General features: G+C 71.7%; 15 protein-coding genes. 9 read left to right on the top strand and 6 right to left on the bottom strand.

The window, feature by feature from the left end; all coding sequences use genetic code 11:
- The first annotated feature begins 68 nt into the window (after positions 1–68).
- The 3 genes from PKF00_RS30845 (at position 69) to PKF00_RS30835 (ending at position 6,830) form a co-directional block, all read left to right on the top strand.
- A complete protein-coding gene (locus PKF00_RS30845; protein ID WP_271221199.1) occupies positions 69–2,363 on the top strand; it encodes a hydantoinase/oxoprolinase family protein in 2,295 nt (764 codons plus the stop codon).
- A gap of 30 nt (positions 2,364–2,393) precedes the next feature.
- A complete protein-coding gene (locus PKF00_RS30840; protein WP_271221198.1) occupies positions 2,394–4,259 on the top strand; it encodes a hydantoinase B/oxoprolinase family protein in 1,866 nt (621 codons plus the stop codon).
- Between the two features lie 453 nt (positions 4,260–4,712).
- Entirely contained in the window at positions 4,713–6,830 is a 2,118-nt protein-coding gene (locus tag PKF00_RS30835; RefSeq protein WP_271221197.1) for a hypothetical protein, read from the top strand.
- Between the two features lie 170 nt (positions 6,831–7,000).
- Here PKF00_RS30835 and PKF00_RS30830 read toward each other — a convergent pair whose 3' ends face one another.
- Positions 7,001–7,588, bottom strand: a complete 588-nt coding sequence (locus PKF00_RS30830; protein ID WP_271221196.1) for a uridine kinase family protein — start codon at positions 7,586–7,588, stop codon at positions 7,001–7,003.
- Positions 7,589–7,790: 202 nt separating this feature from the next.
- Between PKF00_RS30830 and PKF00_RS30825 the strand changes: the two genes are divergently transcribed.
- Together PKF00_RS30825 and PKF00_RS30820 are read left to right on the top strand one after the other, a co-directional pair.
- Positions 7,791–8,948: a CaiB/BaiF CoA transferase family protein gene (locus tag PKF00_RS30825; protein ID WP_271221195.1), complete on the top strand. Its 1,158-nt coding sequence runs from the start codon at positions 7,791–7,793 to the stop codon at positions 8,946–8,948.
- Positions 8,949–8,988: 40 nt separating this feature from the next.
- On the top strand, positions 8,989–10,485 hold the full coding sequence (locus PKF00_RS30820) for a carboxyl transferase domain-containing protein (RefSeq protein ID WP_271221194.1): 1,497 nt from the start codon (positions 8,989–8,991) through the stop codon (positions 10,483–10,485).
- A gap of 88 nt (positions 10,486–10,573) precedes the next feature.
- On the opposite strand, the gene PKF00_RS30815 is transcribed toward PKF00_RS30820, so the two are convergent.
- From PKF00_RS30815 to PKF00_RS30800, 4 genes are read right to left on the bottom strand one after another with little or no spacing between them, the layout of a single operon-like run.
- The gene (locus PKF00_RS30815) at positions 10,574–11,005 is read right to left on the bottom strand and encodes a hypothetical protein (RefSeq protein WP_271221193.1); all 432 of its coding nucleotides are present in this window, start codon (positions 11,003–11,005) and stop codon (positions 10,574–10,576) included.
- Positions 11,002–11,463, bottom strand: coding sequence for a hypothetical protein (locus PKF00_RS30810; RefSeq protein ID WP_271221192.1), 462 nt, complete (start codon positions 11,461–11,463; stop codon positions 11,002–11,004). Before PKF00_RS30810 ends, PKF00_RS30815 begins: the two co-directional genes overlap by 4 nt.
- Positions 11,464–11,472: 9 nt before the next feature.
- Complete coding sequence (locus tag PKF00_RS30805) at positions 11,473–12,285, bottom strand: carbon-nitrogen hydrolase family protein (RefSeq protein WP_271221191.1); 813 nt, start codon at positions 12,283–12,285, stop codon at positions 11,473–11,475.
- Complete coding sequence (locus tag PKF00_RS30800; protein WP_271221190.1) at positions 12,282–13,232, bottom strand: DUF418 domain-containing protein; 951 nt, start codon at positions 13,230–13,232, stop codon at positions 12,282–12,284. The genes PKF00_RS30805 and PKF00_RS30800 overlap by 4 nt, the downstream gene beginning before the upstream one ends.
- A 218-nt stretch (positions 13,233–13,450) precedes the next feature.
- Between PKF00_RS30800 and PKF00_RS30795 the strand changes: the two genes are divergently transcribed.
- A complete protein-coding gene (locus tag PKF00_RS30795; RefSeq protein ID WP_425582194.1) occupies positions 13,451–14,605 on the top strand; it encodes a pyridoxal phosphate-dependent aminotransferase in 1,155 nt (384 codons plus the stop codon).
- Between the two features lie 83 nt (positions 14,606–14,688).
- Here the strand turns inward: PKF00_RS30795 and PKF00_RS30790 are convergent, their stop codons facing one another.
- On the bottom strand, positions 14,689–15,633 hold the full coding sequence (locus tag PKF00_RS30790; RefSeq protein ID WP_271221188.1) for a LysR substrate-binding domain-containing protein: 945 nt from the start codon (positions 15,631–15,633) through the stop codon (positions 14,689–14,691).
- 96 nt (positions 15,634–15,729) lie between these two features.
- Here PKF00_RS30790 and PKF00_RS30785 point away from each other — a divergent pair, with 96 nt between their 5' ends.
- The 3 genes from PKF00_RS30785 (at position 15,730) to PKF00_RS30775 (ending at position 18,601) form a co-directional block, all read left to right on the top strand.
- A complete protein-coding gene (locus PKF00_RS30785) occupies positions 15,730–16,284 on the top strand; it encodes a peroxiredoxin (protein ID WP_271221187.1) in 555 nt (184 codons plus the stop codon).
- Entirely contained in the window at positions 16,284–16,820 is a 537-nt protein-coding gene (gene ahpD, locus PKF00_RS30780) for an alkylhydroperoxidase, AhpD family (RefSeq protein WP_271221186.1), read from the top strand. The genes PKF00_RS30785 and ahpD overlap by 1 nt, the downstream gene beginning before the upstream one ends.
- A gap of 269 nt (positions 16,821–17,089) precedes the next feature.
- On the top strand, positions 17,090–18,601 hold the full coding sequence (locus PKF00_RS30775; RefSeq protein WP_271221185.1) for a hypothetical protein: 1,512 nt from the start codon (positions 17,090–17,092) through the stop codon (positions 18,599–18,601).
- Positions 18,602–18,712: the final 111 nt, after the last annotated feature.

Genomic DNA, 18,712 nt, shown 5'->3' with positions numbered 1-18,712 from the left:
GGGAGGGAGTGCGGCTTCGACAGTGTCCGCCGATTTGGAAACAGCGGGAAACCGGGTAGATCCGGAGCATGCGCAGCGTCCGTATCGGAGTCGACACCGGAGGCACGTTCACCGACGTGGTCGCGGTGGACGAGCAGACCGGTGAGATCACCACGACCAAGACTCCCTCGACCCCCGCCAACCCGGCGGACGGCTTCATGGAGGGGGTGCGCAAGGTCCTCGTCAAGGCAGGTCTCGCAGGCGGCCGGGCGACCGGTGCGGAGAAAGGCCCGGACGGAGGCGCGGACGAAGACCTGGAGGAAGGGCTGGAGGCCGGTCTGGAGGGGGTGGTCGCGATCGTGCACGGCACCACCGTCGCCACCAACCAGCTCCTCGAGGACCGCATCGCCGACCTGGGCTTCGTCACCACCGAGGGCTTCGAGTTCGTGCTGGAGATCGCCAGGCAGAGCGTCCCCGACGGCTACGGCAACTCCTACTTCTGGGTCAAGCCGCCGAGGATCGTCCCGGTGCACCGGATCAGGACCGTCGGCGGACGCCTCGACCACACCGGCGCGGAGGTCAGGCCGTTCGACGAGGCGCAGGCGGTGGCGGCGGCCAGATGGTTCAGGGAACAGGGGATCACCGCGATCGGCGTGTGCTTCCTGCACTCCTACGCCGACCCCGGGCACGAGCTGCGCATGCGCGAGGTCCTCGAACGCGAGCACCCCGACGCCGTCGTCTCGATCTCCAGCGACGTGCTGCGCGAGTACCGCGAGTACGAGCGGTCCGTCACGACCCTGGTGGACGCCGCCGTCAAGCCGACCATGCGCCGCTACGTCGCCAACCTGTCCGAGCGCCTGGAGCGGTCGAGCCGCACGGCGGGCGGCGACGCCGTGCCGGGAGACGGCGCTGTGCCGGAGGGCGGCTCGGAGGCGAGAGGCCACGCCGTGGCGGAGAGCGGCCCGGGGCCGGGGAGTGACGCGGTGCCGGGGGGCGGTCCGGGGCCGGGGGGCGACGCCGTACGGAGAACCGGGGTGCCGTTCTCGGTGATGAAGAGCAACGGGGGAGTGCTGTCGGCGGCCGAGGTGGTGCACCAGCCCATCACCACGGTCCTGTCCGGCCCGGCCGCGGGCGCGCTCGGCGCGGCGCTGGTCGCCTCGACCGCCGGGCATCCATCGGTGATCACCCTGGACGGCGGCGGCACCTCGACCGACGTCGCGGTCGTGGTCGACGGCGAGCCCTCGCTGACCACCGAGGGCAGCGTCGGCCGCTACCCCTGCAAGATCCCGATGATCGACATCGTGACCGTCGGCGCGGGCGGCGGCTCCGTCGCGTGGCTCTCCCCGGAGGGCACGCTGAAGGTCGGCCCCAGATCGGCCGGAGCCGACCCCGGGCCCCTCTGCTACGGCAGAGGCGGCGCGGAGGTCACCGTCACCGACGCGCACGTCTTCCTGGGCAGGGTCCCGCCGCACCTGCTCGGCGGGGAGATCCCGCTCGACGCCGACGCGGCCGGACGCGGGATCGAGGCGCTGGCGGACAGGCTCGGGCTGAGCCCGGAGCGGACCGCGACCGGGATCCTGGAGATCAGCGCGTTCAACCAGTCGAACGCGATCCGCCAGATCACCGTCAAACGGGGCCTGGACGTGCGTGACTTCCCGATGGTCGCCTTCGGCGGCTCAGGGCCTCTGCTGGTCTGCAGGCTGATCGACGTCCTCGGCCTGCCCTCGGTGGTCGTCCCGCCGGACCCGGGCAACGTCTCGGCGTTCGGGCTGCTCACGGTCGACGTCAGAAACGACTACGTGCGCACCTTCGTCGCCGGGGAGCTCTCCCTCGACGCGGCGGCCGACATCTTCGGCGAGCTGGAGAAACAGGCGGCGGAGGCCCTCGACCGGGAGGGGTTCCCCGCGGAACGGCACGTCTACGCGCGCAGCGCCGACCTGCGCTACCACGGCCAGGCCTACGAGGTCAGGGTGCCCGCCCCGCCGGGACCGCTCGACGAGGAGTGGCGGGCCGAGGTGCTCGACCGCTTCCACGAGGCGCACCGGCGGCTCTACGGGTACGGCTACCGCGACGACCCCCGGCACGGCGTCGAATGGGTCAACCTCCGCGTCTCCGGCATCGGCCCCATCACCCGTCCGGCCATCCGGCGCAGGCCGTACGGCGTCGCGGACCCCCGCCCCGCCGGGACCCGCGAGGTCTTCTACGACGAGTGGGGCAGGGTCCCGGTCCACCGCCGCGCCGACCTGGGGCCGGGGGCGACGATCCCGGGGCCCGCCGTCGTCGAGGAGTACGGCTCGACCCTTCCCGTCCACCCCGGCTTCACGGTGACCGTGGACGCGTTCGGAAACCTGGAGGTGCGGCGTGCGGCGAACCCGGTGCGGTGAGCGGAGCGAGCGGGGAACGGTGGGGGACCGGTGAGCGCGAACGCGGAGAGGCGACCGGCGCACGGCGTCGACCCGGTGCTGGTGGAGATCGTCGAGGGGACCCTCGCGTCGGTCGAGAGGGAGGTCGAGACCGCCATCGCCCGCACCGCCCGCTCGCCGATGATCCGCGACGCCCACGACTTCCGCGCGGGCATCCACGACGTACGGCTGCGCAAACTCACCGGCAGGTCCTACTCGGCGCTGGTCCAGCCCGTCGTGCGGGACTTCCCCGTCGAGGAGATGCGCCAGGGCGACGTGTTCTTCCACAACGACGTCTACCTGTCGGAGGGCGGCATCGGTCACCTGCCCGACCTGTGCGTCACGGTCCCGGTCTTCCACGACGGTGCGGTGGTGGCGTTCGTGCAGGCGTTCGGGCACCACGACGACATCGGCGGGGCCGTCCCCGGCTCGATGCCCTCGCACGCGCGCAGCGTGTTCGAGGAGGGGCTGATGGTCCCGCCGATCAGGCTGTGGGACGCGGGCGTGCCCAACAGGGCGGCGCTCACGATCATGACGCGCAACTCCAGGATGCCCGACTCGCTGGCCGGCGACCTGGACGCCGAGTGCTCGGCCTGCCTGATGGGCGCGCGGCGGCTGGGAGAGCTGTTCGACCGCTACGGCCGGGAGGCGGTCGAGGGCTGCTTCGACGCGATCATCTCCAGGACCACCGAGACCTTCCGCGGGGAACTGCTGTCCAGGATCCCCGAGGGCACCTACGTGTGGGAGGACTACGCCGAGCACGACGGCGTCGACGAGCCGCGCCTGCACGCCCAGCGGATCACCCTCACCGTCGACCACTCCGCGCCCGCGCCGCTGCTCGTCGACTTCACGGGCACGTCGCCGCAGGCCAAGGGGCCGATCAACCACGCGGGCGACTACGCGGACGGGGTGTTCCTGAAGAAGTGGCTCGCGCCGATCCTGCGCAACCTGGCCGAGACGCCGGAGCGGATGGCCGAGCTCGACGTCAACGAGGGCGTCGTGCCGCTCATCGAGATGCGCTTCCCGGAGAAGGGGACGCTGCTCACCCCGATCTTCCCGGCCCCCACGAACGCCAGGACGTTCGTGATCCTGCGGCTGCTCGGGGTCCTGGCGGGCGTGCTGGCCAAGGCCACGGCGGGGCGGATGCCCGCCGACCAGGAGACCATCCGCTACACCGGGGTTCACGGTGAGGACGCCGACGGCAGGCCGTACCTGATGCGGGAGGTCCTCGGCGGCGGCTCGGGCGGGCGGTGGTACGCCGACGGGGAGGACACCGTCCACGTCGTGCCCGACTCGCGCAACATCCCGGTCGAGTTCGCCGAGTCCCGCTGGCCCTTCCTGGTCGAACGGCTCGGCCTGGCGGTCGACTCGGGAGGGCCCGGTCTGCACAGGGGCGGCCTCGGCTACGACAAGCACCTGCGGATGCTCCGCGACGCCTCGTTCATGTCCATCGCCGACCGTTCGATCCTGTCCTGCTGGGGGGTGAACGGCGGCCACGCGGGGCGGCCGTTCGTCGTGGAGATCGAGGGCCGCAGGATGGAGGGCCTGGTGGACGACTCGCCGGTCCGCGCGGGCGAGGTCGTCCGGATCCGCACCACCGGGGGCGGCGGATGGGGCTCCCCGCTGGAACGCGACCCCGCCCTGGTGGCCGCGGACGTCCGCGACGGCAAGGTCTCGCTCTGGGGAGCCCGCGACGACTACGGGGTCGTCCTGCACGGCCCCCGCGACGACCTCAGGGTCGACGCGGAGGCGACCGCCCTGCGCCGCGCCGAGCTGCGCGCCCTCCTGTGGGAGACCGGCTCCCTGTTCTTCGACCGCGGCCCCGGCTTCCCCACACTGTCCGGAGGCCTGCCGTACGCCGAGGTGGACCTGATATGACATGGGGGCGCACCAAGCGGATGGAGAAGGTGATCGACGGGGGTGTCGCGACTCCTGAGAACGCGAAGGCCGGGCCACCACCTCCGGTGGTCACTCCCGGCCTCACTTCATGGTTCGCACTCGACCATGCGCTACCCATGGTAGTCATGGGGACACGATCTGGAAGAGCCTTTCGGAGCCGGGTGCTCCCCAGGGCGGGGCGGGACCGGCTCCACGTCGAGGCCTGCCGTACGCACAGGTAGACCTCCTGCAAGGGGGCGAGAGACGGGAAAGTCAAGCCTTTCGGTCTCCGTCTGACGGGGATCGCGTTCTGAGATCTTCAACGGTGACGATCATCTCCGGGACATATCAGTCTGAACCCATTCGTCGCGCCTTATTGACGGGCGGCCTGTCCTGATGTCGACTGCGCTAGTCACCGGTGATTGCGTCGGCAGGGTCCCGGAAGGGAGGCGCATGCGTCCGCGCGCGATGGCGGCGAGTCTCGTGCTGGCCGTGACGTCGGCGATGGCCACGCCCACGCCGGTCGTCCCCGTCGTCCCGGTCGTGGCCCCCGCTCCGGGGTCCGGCTTCGCCTCCTCCTTGAACGCCGCCTCGAACTCCGCCCCCGCAGAGGCCTCCGCAGAGGCTTCCGCGGCCCGGCCGCCACAGGCCGTGGCGGGATGCGACCCGATCGCGGGCGCGCAGTGCCTGCTGCCCTTCCCCAACGACTGGTTCACCGCGAACGCGCGCACCGGCACCGGAGTGCGGGTGAACCTGTCCGCCGACGCCATGCCCCGCAACGCCTCGGGCGTCCCGATCGACCCGGCGCGGTGGAACGAGGCCGACGGCTTCTCCCCCGGCTCCGTGCTGCTGGCGCACGTGCCCGGCGTCGACCTGGCCAGAAGCGGCGCGGCCCCCGTCACCGACATCGGATGGTCGCTGCGGCGCGACGCCCCCATCGTGATCGTCGACACCGCGACGGGGGAGCGCTGGCCGTACTGGGCCGAGCTCGACGCGGGGGCCGCCGACCCCGCGAGGCGGGCGCTGATCGTCAGGCCCGCGAGGAACTTCACCGAGGGGCACCGCTACGCCGTCGCGCTGCGCGGCCTGAAGGACGCGGAGGGCGGAGCCCTTCCGGCCTCCGAGACCTTCACCAGGCTCGCGGGCGAGGAGCTCCTCGCCGACGACCCGCTCGCGGGGCGGCAGCACGCGCTCCGCAGGACGCTCGCCGACCTCGCCACGGCGGGAGTGGACGCGCGCGGGCTCGTCCTGGCGTGGGACTTCACCGTGGCGGACGAGCGGGGCATCGCCGGTTCCGCGCTGAGCATGCGCGACCAGACGCTGCGCGCGCTCAAGGGAGGCTCGCCGCGCTTCACCGTCGACTCCGTCACCGATCTCACCCCCGGGCAGGACGCCGACATCGCCCGCGAGGTCGCCGGGGAGATCCTGGTCCCGAACTACCTCGACAAGCCGGGCGGTCCGCCGGGGGCGAGCCTCAACCGGGGCCGGGACGGCCTGCCCCGCCCGCTCGGAGACACGCTGCGGGCGCGCTACCAGTGCGAGATCCCGCGTTCGGCGTTCAAACGGCCCGCGCAGCCCGCCCTGTACGGGCACGGCATGCTCGGCAGGGCCACCGAGGTGCGCGCCCGCGACGTGCGGGCGATGGCGGGACAGCAGGGCTTCGTCTTCTGCGCCACCACGTGGATCGGCATGTCCGAGGAGGACTCCCAGCATCTGGCGGGCGTGTTCGGGGACCTGTCCCGGTTCGGCACCGTTCCTGACCGCCTGCAGCAGAGCCTGCTGAACTTCGTCCTGCTGGGCCGGGCGATGGTCGGCAGGGACGGCTTCGCCGGTGACAAGGCCTTCAGGAACGACCGGGGCAGGCCGCTGATCGACACGCGGGCCGATCTCGCCTACGACGGCGACAGCCGGGGGGCCGTCGCGGGAGGCGCGCTGGTCGCGGTCTCTCCCGACGTGCGCAACGCCGTGCTCGGCGCGCCCGGGATGAACCACAGCATGCTGCTCGAGCGCGGCGTGGGCTTCCGGCCCTTCCAACGGATCATGGAATCCTCCTATCCCGACGGGTTGACCAGGCAGGTCTGCTTCGCGCTGATCCAGATGCTCTGGGACAGGGCGGAGACCGGCGGCTACGCCCAGCACCTGACCGACGACCCGCTGCCGGGCTCGCCCCGTCACCGGGTGCTGCTGCACATCGCCTTCGGCGACCACCGGGTCTCCACGGTGACGGCCGAGGTCGAGGCCCGCACGGTGGGCGCGCGGATCCACCAGCCCGCCGTCGCGCCGGGACGCAACCGGGACGTGACGCCCTACTGGGGGATCAGGGCGCTGCCCCCGAGACCGTACGCCGGATCGGCGCTGGTCGTCTGGGACAGCGCGGCGCCCGCGCCGCCGGTGGGCGACACGCCCCCGCCCGGCCCGCCGTACGGCGGCGATCCCCACCAGGATCCCCGCCAGGATCCGCGCGACGACCCGGAGGCCCGGGCGCAGAAGGCGCACTTCCTGAAGGAGGGGGTGGTCGTCGACGTCTGCGGCGGCGCCCCCTGCGTCGCCGATCCGGCGGAGCGGAGCTGAACGCCACCGGGCGGCGCCGGACGGCGCGGACGACGCCGGGCGGCTGGACGCCGGGCGGCTGGACGTCGCCGGACGACGTCGCCTGGGAGCGAACCCTCAGCGGGCGCACCGCCGGAGCCCGAGCTGCCGGAGCCCGCGCCCGCATGCGCGGACTCCCGGGACGCGGGCTCTCAGGACACAAGCCGCCGGAGCTCGACGAACTCGCCGGGGACCGACGCGCCGTCGAGCAGCAGGTCCGCGCGGGCGCGGGTGTCGTCCGCGGCGAACCACTCCTCCTCCGCGCGCCGCCACTGCCGCCACTGCGCCTCGAAGCGGTCGCCGTCCCTGGCGAGGACACGGGCCAGGCGGAGATCCTCAGGGGCCTCGATCCAGACGGCGAGGGCGGCCGGGGCGGTACGGCGGGCCGTGCTCACCCCCTCGAGGAGCAGCACCGGCGCGACCGGCACGTCGACCCAGTCGGTGTGGACGCCCCGCACCCAGTCGTAGCGCCGGTACCGGCCGGGCTCGCCCGCCGCCAACGGGCCGAGCACCTGGTCCTCCACGTGTTCGAACCACGCCTGCGGAGGCTCGTCCCACGGGACGGGAAAGTCGTCGCTGTGGACGACCTGCGCTCCCAGCGCACCCGCGAGCCGTCCGGCGAAGGTCGTCTTGCCCGACCCGCCGGGCCCGTCGACCGCGACGACACGGACGGGGCCGCACGAAGGCGGAAGCCGCCTGATCGTCGCGGCGAGGTCCTCGAAGGAGACGATCGCACCCATTCGTCCATGGTGGCAGCCGCCACGCGGGACGCGCCCTGAGGCCGCAAGGGTGGAGACGGAGAAGCGAGGCTGGGAAGATCTCCGATGTGCCTGGCCTGGATACGGGACCGCGGGGGACGCCTGGCAGGCTGGCCGGTGACGGAGAGCGTGCTCTTCCCACTCCGGTTCCGCTAGGCTCGCCGACCACTACTGGAGGTTGATCTTGCACGGAGCACTCGGCGACATCGTCGTACTCGACCTCTCCCGCGCCCTGACGGGACCGCACGCCGCGCAGATGCTCGGCGACCTGGGCGCGCGCGTGATCAAGGTGGAACAGCCCGGCGTCGGCGACGAGTCCCGAGGGTGGGGGCCGCCGTTCGTCGGTCCCGACCATGACATCTCCACCTACTTCCTGGCGGCCAACCGCAACAAGCAGTCGATCACCGTGGACCTCAAGTCCGACGAGGGCAGGGCCCTGGTCGAACGCCTGGTACGGCAGAGCGACGTCCTGATCGAGAACTTCCGGACCGGCGTCCTGGACAGGCTCGGCCTCCCCGTCGAGCGGTTGCACGAGCTCAACCCCCGCCTGATCGTGCTGTCGATCACCGGGTTCGGCCACGACGGCCCCGAGGGCGGCAGGCCGGGCTACGACCAGATCGCCCAGGGCGAGGCCGGTCTGATGAGCCTGACAGGCCCCTCCCCGGACGAGCCGTACCGGGTGGGGGTCCCGATCGCCGACCTGCTCGGCGGCATCCACGGCGCGTACGGCGTGCTCGCCGCGCTCTACGAGCGTGAACGGACCGGCCTCGGCAAGGTCGTGCGCACCTCGTTGCTGGCCTCGGTGACCGCCGTGCACGCCTATCACGGCACGGCCTGGACGGTCGGCGGCCAGGTGCCCAGGGCGGGCGGCAACCACCACCCCTCCATCGCCCCGTACGGCGCCTTCCGCTGCGCCGACGGGATGATCCAGATCGCGGCGGGCAACGACACGCAGTGGCGGAGGGTGGCCGAGCTGCTCGACATCGACCCGGACACCCCGAAGTACGCGACGAACAGGCAGCGGACCGCGCACAGGGCCGAGCTGGTCGCCGACCTCGAGCTGGCGCTCGCCAAACACGACCGAGCCCACTGGCTGGCCGCCCTCGCCGAGGCCGGGGTGTCCGCCGGGGCGATCAGGTCCGTCGACGAGGTCTACACCTGGGAGCAGACCCGCTCGCAGGGGCTGGTCGTCGAGGTGGACCATCCCGTCCTCGGCGTCATCGAGCTGCCGGGGCCGCCGCTCCGCTTCGACGGCGAGCCGCCCGCCCGCCACACGGCCCCGCCCGCGCTGGGCCAGCACAACGACGAGATCCTCGCGTGGCTGGAGGAGCGTGAAGGATGAGAGCCCGTCCCGCACGCGTCCTCTTCCGCAGGGGCAGGGGATGACCCCTGTCCGGCCGGACGCCCGCACACTGATCGACACCTTCCTCGATCCGGGGACATGGCGGTCGTGGGACGGGACGCCCGCCGATCCCGCCGCGCCGGGATCCGGCTACGCCGAGGAGCTGGCCGTGGCCCGCGCCAAGACCGGGTACGACGAGTCGGTCGTCTCCGGCGAGGGGCTGCTGGACGGGCGCAGGGTCGCGATCGTGGCCTGCGAGTTCTCCTTCCTCGCCGGGTCGATCGGGGTCGCCGCCGCCGAGCGCCTCACCGCCGCGATCGAGCGGGCCACGGCTGAGCGGCTGCCGCTGCTCGCGGCTCCCGCCTCGGGCGGCACCAGGATGCAGGAGGGCGCGCTGGCGTTCGTGCAGATGGTGAAGATCACCGCCGCGGTGGCCGCCCACCGCGCCGCGGGCCTGCCGTACATCGTCTACCTGCGCCATCCGACCACGGGCGGCGTCTTCGCCTCGTGGGGCTCGCTCGGGCACGTCACCGCCGCCGAGCCCGGCGCCCTCATCGGTTTCCTCGGGCCCAGGGTGTTCGAGTCGCTGCACGGCTACCCGTTTCCCGAGGGCGTCCAGGTCTCGGAGAACCTCTTCGCCCACGGCCTGGTGGACGCGGTCGTCTCCGCGGAGGACGCCAGACAGGTCGCCATCAGGGTCCTCGCCGTGCTGTGCGCCTCGCGTGAGGGGGCGTCCACGAGGCCCGAGCCCGACGAGCGCGTGCAGCCGACCGAGGCGTGGGAGGCGATCAGCCGCTCCCGCAGGGACGACCGCCCCGGGGTGCGGGAACTGCTCAGGTTCGGCGCCCACGACGTCACCCCGCTCAACGGGACCGGCGAGGGGGAGAACGACCCGGGGCTGCTCATGGCCCTGGCCAGGTTCGGCGCGGTCCCGGCCGTCGTGCTCGGCCAGGACCGCAGCCGCAGGCAGATCGCCGCTCCCTTCGGACCCGCCGGGCTCAGGGTCGCCAGGCGCGGCATGCGCCTGGCCGCGGAGCTGGGCCTGCCGCTCGTCACGGTGGTCGACACTTCCGGGGCCGCGCTGTCCAAGGCGGCGGAGGAGGGCGGGCTGGCCGCGGAGATCGCCCGGTCCCTGGCCGACCTGGTCGTTCTCGATGCGCCGACCGTCTGCCTGCTGCTCGGGGAGGGAGCGGGCGGCGCGGCCCTCGCGTTGCTGCCCGCCGACCGGGTGCTCTGCGCCCAGCACGCCTGGCTGTCGCCGCTGCCCCCTGAGGGGGCCTCGGCGCTGCTGTACCGGAGTGTGGACTTCGCCCCCGAGATCGCCGCCGCGCAGGGGGTGAAATCCACCGACCTGCGACGTGACGGCATCGTCGACCGGGTCGTCCCCGAGCTTCCCGACGCCGCCTACGAGCCGGAGGCGTTCTGCCGCAGGGTGGCCGCCGCTCTCGAACACGAGATCGCGGGCCTGCTGAGGCGGCCCCCCGCCGACCGTCTCGCCGCCCGCCTGGCCCGTTATCGGACTCTCGGGACGGGGTGAGGCGGACGGGCCCGCGGTTTCGAGGCGGGGGAACTCCTCCAGGAGAGACCCGCGGTCGCGAGGCGGCGGGCACGCTTCGGGGAGAGGCCTACGGTTGCGAGGCGGCGGGCACGAGGGGGATCGGGACGCGCTCGACGCGGATGGAGAAGACCTCGTCGCGGGGGACGACGACCTCGTAGGCGCCGTGGTCGACCATCCAGTAGCCCAGCGCCTCCGCCTTCAGCCCGCTGTGGCCGGTGTAGGCGATGTGCAGGCTCTCCTCGCCGTTCTCCTCGGAGACGTCGAGGACCAGGCAGGGCTCGCCGCCGAACGCGCCGACCGTGCGGACCAGCACCAGCCAGTCGAGGTCCTCACGGAGCACGATCGTCCGCCAGTAGCCTGAGACCGCCTCGAAGCCCTCCTGGGCCTCCTCGCTGAACAGCACGACCTCGGAGTCGCCGGGGCCGAGGGCCGCCGCGTAGGTCCGGTCGGCGTGGCGGGCGACGAAGCCGGACGCCACGGGCTCGATCGCGCCGCTCATGAGGCCCGCCGCCAGCCGAGCCCGTCGTAGCGGCCGAACAGGCGTTCCTCGCCGGATGTCACGTGGATGATCTCTGCCCCCGCGGGGATCGGCATGGGCGCGGTGTGGAACTGCGGCACGACGTGCTCGCGCGAGGTCGTGAAGCCGTTTCCCGCGAACGGCGGTGCATCGTTCCAGTCACCACCCATGTGCGGACCGTACGGCACGGCGTAGTTGTCGATGTCACGGGCGAACCAGCGCATCAGGTAGAGCTCGGGAACGGTGACGGTCAGCTCCGAGCCCTCGAAGCCCAGGTCGAGGCCCACGAAGAGCTGGGCGGGCGTCGTCAGCCGGAGGCAGTCCTGCACCCGGTAGACGTATCCCGAGATGACGGTCCGCCTGCCGGCGAGATAGGGCACGAGCAGTCGAGGCGGGATGACCTTCTGCATCTGCGTTCTACGCCCAGGTGGCTCACTCACGGTCGCATTTTACGATCTGCTGACCTGCAGCCGCCGGTGTTCCAGGCACGGCAGGGCATTCCGGGTGGTAATCGTGATCTGACGGTCGAGCGCGCACGTCTGCACGGCGGGCTCGGGGCCCAGGTCGGCGCGGACGACGCCCATCGGGTCGACGAACATGCTCCTGCCGATCCCGAAACCGTCCCTGACCTCGGGGTTCGGCGCCTGACCCACGGCCGCGACCCAGGTGGTGTTCTCGATCGCCCTGGCCCGCACCAGGGTCGCCCAGTGCTCCTCCTTCATGGGTCCGGAACCCCATGCGGCGATGACCGCGAACAGCTCCGCCCCCTGGTCGACCAGCGCCCTGCCGAGCTCGGGGAAGCGGATGTCGTAACAGGTGACCAGGCCGACCCTGAGACCGGCCAGCTCGACCACGGTCGGGGTCTCGCCGGGCGCGACCAGCTCCGACTCCTTGGCCCCGAAGGAGTCGAACAGGTGGATCTTCCGGTAGGCGGCCAGGATCGCGCCCGACTCGTCGATGGCGACGGCGGTGTTGTGGACCCGGCCCCGGGCCGGCTCTCCCGGCTCTCCCGGTTCGAACACTCCCGCGATCACCGAGAGGCCGCAGGCCTTGGCGGACTCGGCCAGCCCGGTGACGAAGGGGCCGTCCAGCGGCTCGGCCAGGTCGGCGACCCGCCTGCCGTACCGGGTGAGCGTGGCCTCCGGGAGGATCGCCAGCCTCGCGCCGTCCGCGGCGGCCCCCTCCAGGGCCTCGCGCGCGCGGCGCAGGTTGACGGCGGGGTCCTCGGAGACCGGGATCTGGCACAGGGCGATGCGCGTCACACATTCGACCTTATCCGGCTGTTGGGCACCCTTTCCATCCATGTGAGGCATCGCCATGCCCATTCGAGTGGTCCGTACCGAAACCTCTCCAGCCACATCCGGCTGAACACCGCCTGCGCCGCCAGCACCGCGACCGACAGCGCGATCCCGCTGACCCGGGTCGGATCGGCGGTGAGCAGCGGCAGCGCCGCCAGGATGACCACGCTGCTGAGCAGGTAGTTCGTCAGCGCCATCCGGCCGAGCGGGCTCAGGGCGGCCAGCAGCGCCTCACGCGCGCCGGTCCGCAGGAGCAGCAGCAGGCCCGTGCAGTACGCCGTTGCGGCGGCCAGCCCGGCGGCCGGGTAGACGCCCCGGAAGTACAACGAGAGGTCTCCGCCCTTCGCCCGCACCCACAGGCAGCCGAGCGACACCGCCAGAACCGTGCCGACCAGGAAGGCGGGAAGCAGCAGCCGCTCGGGCGGCGCGTACCCCATCATGGCCATGCCCAGCAGGAAGAGCCCGGGAACGAGGATGATCCCGCCGCCCTCGCGCACTCCCCAGGCCGTCGCGGCGATCCCGAGCGCCAGCACCCCCGCGCGGGGCGCGAAGGAGGCGGGCAGCAGGACCAGCGCCCCGAAGATCGCGTACGGCAGCAGCACCTCGCCGGGGTTCACCGTCTGGTGGAGGAAGCCGAGGCATCCGAGCACGGCCAGTCTGCGCAGCAGCACCAGCCGGGGACGGTCGGTGCGCTCGGCCGCCGACCTGAGGAACAGCACGAAGCTCAGCCCGAACAGGAACGAGAAGATCGGATAGAACCTGCTCTGGAACAGGTTCTCGATCACCCAGTCGACCGCGTTCCGCTCCGGGGCCCTCAGCTGCCCGCGGGTGTGCTGCCAGGTGTTGACCACCATGATCCCGCACACCGCGAATCCGCGGAGCGCGTCCAGCTCGTGAAGCCTTCGGGTCACAAGAAACAGACGTACCACCACACAAGCAGTCCTATGCCGATGGCCCATGCTGAAATGTGGCAAACCATCCATGCTGGATTCTCCTGTGCGGAGGGCGCTCGGCCTCCGGACCGTCGGCGCGCTCTCCGCCTTCGCCTGGACGGTCACCCGGCGGGCAGAGGCGGAACGGACGGGTGCTGGCTTACGCTGGCGGTGTGAATGATCCCCTGGTGGCGCGGATGCGCGAGTTCGGCACGACGATCTTCGCTGAGATGTCGGCGCTGGCGGCGAGGACAGGTTCGATCAACCTGGGACAGGGCTTCCCCGACACCGACGGGCCCGCCGCGATGCTCGACCGCGCGGTCTCGGCGATCCGCGGCGGCTCGAACCAGTATCCCCCCGGTCCCGGCGTCCCCGAGCTGCGCCAGGCCGTCTCCGAGCACCGTAAGGCCCACTACGGCCTCGACTACGACCCCGACGGCGAGATCCTGGTCACCGTCGGCGCCACCGAGGCGATCGCGGCCTCGATCCTGGCGCTGTGCGAGCCGGGCGAGGAGGTGATCGCCTTCGAGCCGTACTACGACTCCTACGCGGCCTCCGTCGCCCTGGCGGGCGCCGTGCTGCGTCCGGTCACCCTGCGCCCCGTCGAGGGACGCTTCACCTTCGACCCCGCCGAGCTGCGCGCCGCGGTCGGCCCGCGCACCCGGGTGATCCTGGTCAACTCACCGCACAACCCCACGGGAACCGTCTTCACCCGAGCGGAGCTCGAGGAGATCGCCCTGCTCTGCCGGGAGCACGACCTGACCGCCGTCACCGACGAGGTCTACGAGCACCTCACCTTCGACGGCGTCGAGCACGTCCCGCTGGCCACCCTGCCCGGGATGCGCGACCGCACCGTGATGATCTCCTCGGCGGGAAAGACCTTCTCCGTCACTGGCTGGAAGACGGGCTGGGTCTGCGCCCCGCCCCCGCTCGTCCGCGCCGTCCAGACCGTCAAGCAGTTCCTCACCTTCACCGCCGCCGCGCCCTGGCAGCTGGCCGTCGCCCACGCCCTGCGCCACGAGCTGGAGTGGGTCTCCCGGCTCCGCGCCGACCTGGAGTCCAAGCGCGACCGCCTGACGGCGGGGCTGTCGGCGGCGGGCTTCGAGGTCTACCGGCCCTCCGGCACCTACTTCGTCCAGACCGACATCCGTCCCCTGGGCTTCAGCGACGGCCTCGCCCTCACCCGCGAGCTGCCCTCCCTGGCGGGCGTGGTCGCCATCCCCACCCAGGTCTTCTACGCCCGCCCCGAACGCGGCAGCCACTTCGTCCGCTTCGCCTTCTGCAAGAAGGACGAGGTCATCGACGAGGCCGTGAACCGCCTCGCCAGGCTGGGCGAGGGGCGCGCCGGATAAGCGGGGACGGCGCCGGGCCGCCGAACCGGCTCCGGAGCGTCCCGGGCATCGGCGGGCGGCCTGACCGGCCTCCCCTGCCCGCGTCAGTGCGCGACCCGGACCGGGAGACGCTTGGCGCGCACGGCCGCGCGGATGGCCTTGGCTAGCTCGCCGTACTCCAGGGACCTGGCGGAGCTGGCGCGGTAGGCCAGGCCGATCGTCCGTCCCGGGGAGGGGGACTGGAAGCGGCGCAGCGCGAGCCGTACGCGCTTGCCCGTCTCCACCGGGACCGCCGACTCGGGCAGCAGGGTCACGCCCAGGCCGCCCGCCACCAGCTGGACCAGGGTCGGCAGGCTGGTGGCGTAGGTGGCCGCGGTGGCCCTGGCGCCGACCTCGCGGCAGACGTCGATGGCCTGCTCGCGCAGGCAGTGGCCCTGGTTGAGCAGGACGATGTCCAGCCCCTTGAGCACGTCCCGATCCAGCGGTCCCTCCGCGCCCGCCAGCGGGTGGTCGGGGGAGAAGGCGAGCAGGAAGTCCTCCTCGTAGAGCGGCTCCTCGACCAGCCCGGTCGTCTCGGTCGGCAGCGCCAGCAGCACCATGTCCAGGCGGCCCTCGCGCACCTCCTCCAGGACGGTCTCCGTCTTGGCCTCGTGGACGGTCAGTTTGAGCCGGGGAAAGCGCCGTGCGAACATCGGCAGCAGCACGGGAAGCACGTAGGGGGCCACGGTGGGGATGACCCCCAGGTGCGCCGGGCCGTGGAACGGCTCCCTGTTCTGGGCCACCTCGCCCATCAGGTCCTCCACCGCCTTGAGCACCCGTGCCGCGTGCACCGCCACCCGGTCGCCCGCCGGGGTCAGCAGGACCTTCCTGGTGGTCCGTTCCAGTAACTGAGTGTGCAAAGTCTCCTCCAGCGCCGAGACCGCACTCGACAGGGCGGGCTGGCTCATCCGCAGCGAGGTGGCGGCCTCCCTGAAGTGCAGATGATCGGCCACGGCGAGGAAAGCGCGCAGCTGGGCGATGGTGGGGGTGGGCTCACTGATAAGGATCACCTCTCAGATTCGTTCGACTGCTCGATTTCTCGGATCAATGCTACGTACGGCAGTGTTGGCTCCGACAACGACGTCCCCTGTGAAGGAGATCCGGACTTGCTCACCATCGGTGACCACTTCCCTGAGTTCGAGCTGACCGCCTGTGTCTCCCTGGACGCGGACAACGCGTTCGCCCAGATCAACCACAAGTCCTACGAGGGCAAGTGGAAGGTCTACTTCGCCTGGCCCAAGGACTTCACCTTCGTCTGTCCGACCGAGATCGCCGAGTTCGGCCGCCTCGAGGGCGAGTTCGCCGACCGCGACGCGCAGGTCCTGGGCTTCTCCGTCGACTCCGAGTTCGTCCACCACGCCTGGCGCAAGGACCACCCCGACCTGCGCGACCTGCCCTTCCCGATGCTGTCGGACATCAAGCGCGAGCTCTCCGCCGAGCTGGGCATCCTGGGCTCGGACGGCGTCGCCCAGCGCGCCACCTTCATCGTCGACCCGAACAACGAGATCCAGTTCGTCATGGTGACCGCGGGTTCGGTCGGCCGCAACGTCAAGGAGGTCCTGCGGGTCCTCGACGCGCTCCAGTCGGACGAGCTCTGCCCGTGCAACTGGAACAAGGGCGAGAGCGGTCTGGACGCGAAGAAGCTGCTGGCCGGCGCCTGATGTCCGTCGACAGTCTCAAGAGCTCCCTGCCCGACTTCGCCAAGGACATCAAGCTCAACCTGGGCTCGCTCGTCACGACCTCCTCGCTCGGAGAGCAGCAGCTCTGGGGGACGCTGCTCGCCTGCGCGGCGGCGACGAGGTCCCAGCGCGTGATCGCCGAGATCGCCGCCGAGGCGGCCGACGTCCTGTCCGCCGAGGCGTTCAGGGCGGCCAAGGGCGCGGCCGCGATCATGGCGATGAACAACGTCTACTACCGGTCGATGCACCTGATCGGCGACGAGACCTACGCGACCATGCCCGCCAAGCTCCGCATGACCTTCATCGGCAACCCGGGCGTGGACAAGGTCGACTTCGAGCTGTGGTCGCTCGCGGTCTCCGCGATCGGCGGCTGCGGCCGCTGCCTGGAGTCCCACGAGCAGGTGCTGCGTCAGGCGGGGATGCCCCGCGAGCAGATCCAGGAGGCCATCCGGATCGCCGCGGTCGTCAACGCCGTCGCCGCCGTCCTGGAGTCCGAGGCGGCCCTCGCCTCGGTCTGAGCTTTGGCCTGATCCACCGCCGTGGCGGAAGCCCCGGGCACGGGCTCCCCGCCGTGGCGGTCTCAGTCGACAGAGAGGACGGGCACTCTTTCCGAGTGCCCGTCTTTTTGCGGCCCAGGACTGGAGCAAGCCGGTTACTTCCGGCATACGGCCACCTCGATTTCCGGAGTACGCCCACTTCAACGTGGCAATACCGCTCCCTGGAAGCCGGCCGTGGGGGAAACTGAGGAAAGTTCAGGCACCTCCTTCTTCCCCTCGCAGAGGCAGGCATGGCCGACAACGAACATCCCCGTCCCCCATGGGCCGCGCGCCTGCGCGAGCAACGGCGTGACCGGTTCTGGAGCCAGCGAGAGCTGGCCCGCCGTCTCGTCCAGGCAGCGGACGAGGACACCCGCCGCACGCTCCCGAAGCGGGAGAGCGTCATGCGTTTGATCGAGTCACACGAGGCGGGCAATCATCAGCCCAAGGACCCTTACCGCCTCCTCTACTGCCGGGTGTTCGACCTCGCGGAGGCGGAACTCTTCGCCGCGGAGGACGCGTCCTCAATGTCCTTGACGCCGTCGAGACCCCCGCTGCCGATCATGTCCGCGCGATCCGTCGCGCCGCCGTACGGGCACATCGACCCGGCCCTGATCGGGGTGCTGTTCGCGGCACTCGCCGGTTTCGCGTCGGCCGGTCTCGCAGGGAACGATTCCGTATCGGCCGGTCTCGCGGGGAAACGGCTTTTCGAGGGTAGTTTTGACGGGGACGCACCCGATGGAGGCGCCATGGACCGCCGCACCGCGATGCAGCTTCTCACCCTGATCGGAGCCGGGGCCCTGGCACCCCCCGACGCGGTCGCCGCGATCCTGTCCGGGGTGGACCGGGCGATCGGCGACCGGGAGGGTCTCGACCTGGACGACTGGGAGCGGACCGCCTGGGAGTACAGCTTCCGCACCAACACCGGCCCACTCGGCGCGCTCGTCGGCGACCTGACGGCCGACCTCGCCGAGGTCGGGCGGCTTCTCGAACACACCGCCTCGCCGTCCGACCGCGTCGGGCTGCTGCGCGTCACCGCCTCGCTCGCCCAGACCCTCTCAGGGGAGTTCACCCACCTGCGTGCCACCGGCCAGGCCCGGCGGGCGCAGCGCACCGCCCGCCGCGCGGCCGACGTCTCCGGAGACCGCGACCTTCGGGTGTCCATACGCGCCGCCGACGCGTGGAACTCGTTCGCGTCGGGCCAGCCCTCGCAGGTCATCCTCCAGCTTCTCGACGATGCCGTACGGATCTCGGATGGCGTGCCCAGCGTCGCGCTCGCGCGCACGTACGCGGCACGCGCGACCGTGCTCGCCGCGCAGTCGGCCGCTGTGGGCGGCGGCGGAGAGGATGCCCGTACGGCGCTGCGCGATCTCAGGGAGGTCTGGGATCGGCTGCCGGACCGCGACACCAAGGATGAGTTCACCTACTGGGGTTTCTCCGAGCGGGCGATGCGTTTCACCGAGGCGGAGGTGTTCGCTCTCCTGGGTGATTCACGGGAGGCCACGCGCGCGGCGGAGCGGGCGTACGTCCTCTACTCGCCCGCGCTCGTCCACGGCCGGGCCAATCTCCGGCTCATCCAGGCCTACAGCCTGGTCCGCGAACGCGACGTCTCCGACGGTCTCGGCCACGCTCTCACGAGCGTCCAGGGACTGCCGATCACCCCGTACCGCCGACTGATCGTCGGCCGTGTCATCGAGGCTCTTCCCGAGCGAGCTCATACTCTTGCGGCGGCTCGGGAACTGAGTGCTCTGGCGGCGAGCTGAGTTCCGTCCCACAGGCAGATCGTCTGTGCAGGAGCGGGCATTCCCCTCGAGTGTCCGCCCCTTTCGCTCCGTGACGAGTTCCCCAAATCCCGATATGTCGCCAGAGTTGAC

This window comes from Streptosporangium carneum (assembly GCF_027922005.1).
Classification (GTDB): domain Bacteria; phylum Actinomycetota; class Actinomycetes; order Streptosporangiales; family Streptosporangiaceae; genus Streptosporangium; species Streptosporangium carneum.
The sequence above is the reverse complement of the archived record's forward strand: the minus strand, read 5'-3'. Positions and strand labels throughout refer to the sequence as shown.